The organism is Rhodopirellula sp. JB055 (assembly GCF_043100905.1).
Taxonomy (GTDB): Bacteria; Planctomycetota; Planctomycetia; order Pirellulales; family Pirellulaceae; genus Rhodopirellula.
Genome location: NZ_JBICHO010000496.1, coordinates 1 through 4,640 on the forward strand (window position 1 = coordinate 1; position 4,640 = coordinate 4,640).

Genomic DNA, 4,640 nt, shown 5'->3' on the forward strand with positions numbered 1-4,640 from the left:
CGGCGATCTTGGGCAGGCGGTGTGCCAGTCGGCTTTTCATCTTGTGTGCTTCGAACCGCTCGACGGGCTGACGTTCACGCCGGTTGTGGGCGATGATTTCGTCGATGCGTTTGGCAGGATCGGTGCTGAGGCGGGCGAGCAGTTGGGGATCGAGCGACACGGGGAATGGGCTTTGAGGCAGGGAATTTCGGTGATTTCGTGTCCCCGAACGTGACGCAGCAGGGCCCAAATGTCAACGGCGAGTCGTTTTGTGCCACCTGTTCAAACGATTTCCCAGCGTCCGACCATCCCATCGTCGAGGTCGACGTAGTACAGGGCTCCGTCGGGACCCTGGCTGATTGCGACGACGGCACCCGCACCGGTGGTGAACGTTTGGACGTTCGTGATCGCTCCGGTGGCGTCAACGTCGCCGTGCCGCACGATGCCTTGGCCGAGGTCGTTGAAGAACACGTCGCCGGTGTAGTCTTCGCCGTACAGACTGCCGCGATACACGTCGCCCATCACAATCGCGTTGATCCCATCGGCTTGATGGTTGAGTGCGTATTGCGACGCGGTGACGGTGATGTCTTCGGCGAAGAAGGCGATTCCTTCGGGAGTATTCGCGTAGCGGGAATTGACGAGGCTGGTTCCGCTGCCGCCTTCATAGAACGGCCATCCAAAGTTCGCACCGGCACCGGCGGAGTTGATCTCTTCCCATTGTGTCCAACCCACGTCACCGACAAACAGTCGCCCGGTGACTGGATCCACGGTCATACGGAACGGGTTGCGAAGACCGAGTTGGTAAACCTTCGAACGGTTGGCGTCAGGATCGCCATTGAAAAATGGGTTGTCGGTCAGCCCTTCGCCAGTGATCGGATCGATTCGCAAAACCTTGCCGGACAAACTGTCGATGTCCTGGACGCGGTCTGCTCGCACGTCGACTCGGTTGTAACTGGCACCGTCGCCGATCGAGACGAACAGTTCGCCATCGATGCCGAACGCCAGCGCGCCGATGGTGTGCGATTCACTGTCGCTGTTGATGAAGTCGTTGACGTAGGTTCCGTCAGGGTTTTCGCCCGCGGGTGCTTCATTGAAGTTGAAGGTGCTGTTTGCAAATCCGTTGAAGTTTTCCCAGGTGCTGTTTTTGCCCAGCAACACGACTTCGCTGCCTGCGACAGCGGTTTGGTAATTGTTGGCGGCGTCGGCGGTGACTCGAATCAGACGGCCGGCGCGGTTGCCTTTGCCGTCGGGACCTGCCAGCGTACCGACGGCTTGGTCGTTGACTTCTGGTGGATCGTACGTGAACAGCAGATAGACGTACGGGTTGTTTTCAAAATCCGGATGCACGGCAATGTCCAGCAATCCGCGATCGCGAGTTCCGTTGACGATTCCCGAAATGTCGATGAACGGTTCGCTGGACAGAGCACCGCCGCGAACCGTTTTCACCATGCCGCCTTGTTCTGAGATCAACATCGTTCCATCAGGTAACCAATCAATCGCGGTGGGTTTGTTGAGCTGCGACGCAATCGTTGTGCTGAGGATTTGGTCGCCGCCGACAACTGGTGGATCCAGTGGCGGCGTGGTCTGGTCAACTGTCCAATTCAATATCCGATGCGAATTGTCCAGCCCGCCGGTGCCCGCAGTGAAGCCAACGAATCCCGCGTCACCAACTTGCGTTTGCAAATCAACGTTGGCTTTCAACAACGCGTGAGTGGGCTTGGTCGGGTCGGCGGACAGGTAAACCGCAAGCACGTTGCTGGTGCCGTTGTATTCAACCCATGCATAACGCTGGCTGCCGTTGTTCAGATCAATTTCTGGGACGGCCGTGCGAAGGTTTGAGTAGACCGAACCCGTTAAAATCGAGACGTGGTTGTCGTTGAGGTCCAAACTGTTTCGATAGGTGTCGAACTCAACCGCGACGGAATGAGTGATGTCTTGATAGCCGAGTTCTTCCCCCGACCCACCGATCGCGGTGGCACCACGTGGATCGTTTTGAATGGTGAAGGTCAATCCGTCGGCCCCCTCCATTCCCGCTCCGTTGATCGCTTCGAAAGTGAACGCCGTTCGGAACGAACCATCGTCAGCCAAGTTGACGGCGGTGGAATAGAACGCACTGCCGGCTTGGTTCTTTTGGGCTTGGGTGAGTTCCAACGTGTCGCTGGTTTGTTGTGCGGAGCCGTTGAGAGTGAGCCCTGTGATATCCGAGAAATCGGTGTAGTTGGGTAGGCTGACTTCGTTGTCGACGATCGATACCGTGGCCGTGCGAGGCACAAGCAGGTTGGCTCCGCCTTGGACGTTGTCAATCGTGATGTTGAAGGTCTCGTTCGTTTCCAGCAAAGCGTCGTCCAGAATGGGGACGGTGATTGTTTGCTCGGTGACACCATCGGCGAATGTCAACGTTCCTGTTTGCCGCGTGTAGTCGGCTCCTTCGGTAGCGGTGCCGGCAAAGGTGTCGTAATCAACCGTCGCAATGCCGTCGCTGCCGCCGGTTCGCACGACACGAACCGATGCCGTTCCCGCGTCTTCGTCGATCGTCACGTTGCTGGTTTCCAGCGAGATCGTGCCGGGGTTGGTGTTCGTCGTACCGTATTGGAAATGGCCATTGGCGTGCAGCCATTCGGATTGTTTGAACCCAGGCGTCAGGCCGGTTGGTTCCCAGGTGCCGGTGGAGTAAACATCTTCGGCCTCGGTTTGGTACGACGTGCCGTCCAATTCCACACGGTCGATCCGAACGTTGCGGTCAATGGCACCATCGTCTTCATACAAATCGTTCGTGAATCGAATTTGGATCTGAGAGATGTCAACCGAGGTTTCCGCGTCATAGTCCAGCCGAACGAAGTCACCGGTTTCGACGTCGCCGCCGATGTTCTGCCACGTTTGAGCACGCTCGCCGTCGATCCAAAGTTCAATCGTTTCAGTGTTTTCTGCGCCGGCAGCATAGATTGAGATCGAACTGTTGCTCGATGGCGCGGTGTATTGGAAGTAGCCGTCGCTGTGGATCCATTCGCTGCGGCGATATCCAGGGGTGATGCCGTTTTCCTCTTTCCAAGTGCCCGTGCCGAACGTGTTCGCGTTTTCGGACTCGATGGTCACGCCATTGACGGTGATGGAATCGACGACCAAGTTGCGATCGATGCCTTGTTCGGGTTGATACAAATCGTTGGTGAACGCGATTCGAATTTCGTCGCTCTCCAGATCAACGGCGCCGTCGTAGGTGAACGTTTGAAATTGCCGTGTGTCGGCGTTGCCGCCGATGCTGTTCCACGTTTGGACGGCTTCGCCGTTGATTTGCAACTGCATTTGTTCATCGCCTGTCGTGCCTGCGGCTCGCACCGTGACGGGCAGCACCATTTCGACGTGCTGCAAACGGTCGAGGCTGGCCAACAGAACGCTCTCGATCTCGCCGGTTTGGAACTCGAGGTCCCAGTCACCACCGAGGTTTGCGTGTCCGGTGGCATCGTCCGACGCGGCGACATCGGCCGATGTTAAACGGGCCAGCGTCGTGATCAAATTCTGCCCGGTGACATCCGAAGCCGCGTTGCATCCGTACAACAAAATATCAGCGTCGTCAGAGAGCGCCGGCCGCCACCGGTCAAGCTGACCAGCATGCTGTTGCAGTGTATCCGCGTCGATGCGTTCACCGCTCAATTGCAGTGCACCATTGTCGGCATGCGAGACCACGTGGACCGTTGTGACGTTCGTGCGACCTTCCAAGACCGATGTCATTTGGTCGATCGCGGAAGAACCCTCCTCCAGCAACACGATCTCGACGCCGCTGCGTATCCACTGGGTGAGTTGATCACTCTCTTTCACATCGGAATCGATGAACGCGATTTCGGTGAACGATTCAGCGGCTTGACCAGCGATCGGTCCAGCATGCGTGTTTGAGTCTCTTGCATCGTTCCTGGCGTCATCCACTGCAGTGGCGTGGGACGTGACCGCGGTGGCGACTTCGACGCCAGCGTCACCCGCCAACATCAGGCGAGGTTCCAGTGGCTCCAGAGACCAATGTGCTTGTTCGAAGTTCGGTTTGCGTTTGGATTGATAGCGAGTCATTGCATTGAGTCCAGGCAGGTTGGAATGCCAACCGCTCTGTTGATCGAGCCAATCAGAGGTGTCTCTGCAGAGGGGGTGGCGGTCCAAGCATAGCTACTGACTCAATCGTTACAATCCACGCAGAGTGAAATTCCGCGACGAAAAACAGGCCAACCCACAGCCCTTGTTGTTGCTGGAATCGTCCGAATTCTTGGCGAATCCGGCTACGTGGTGGCGTTCGATCACAACCCGAAGCGTCGGCGAGGGACCAGGCAGTCGCCGGAATCGACCGAGTTCAGATCCGCGGGGTTGGAGGGTGTCCGAATTCTTGGCGAATCCGGCTACGTGTTCGCGTCCGATCACAACCCGAAGCGTCAGCGTGGGACCAAGCGGTCGCCGGACTTGACCGAGTTCAGGTCTGTGAGGTTGGAGGGTGTCCGAATTCTTGGCGAATCCGGCTACGTGGTGGCGTTCAATCACAACCCGAACGCGTCAGCGAGGGAAAACCGATGTTGACTTCGCCTCGCTGACGCGTCGGGTTATGAAAAAGCCAATGCCTCACACAAAAGCGCGACCTCAAAACGCGTCAGCGAGGGACCAGGCGGTCGCCGGACTTGACCGAGTTC

The 4,640-nt window shown here is 57.5% G+C and carries 1 protein-coding gene; it reads right to left on the reverse strand.

The annotated features are described in order from the left end of the window. Positions 1–261: 261 nt before the first annotated feature. Positions 262–4,035 (reverse strand): DUF4347 domain-containing protein, encoded by a 3,774-nt coding sequence (locus ACF8AM_RS19425; RefSeq protein WP_392557242.1) that lies wholly within the window; start codon positions 4,033–4,035, stop codon positions 262–264. Positions 4,036–4,640 lie beyond the last annotated feature (605 nt).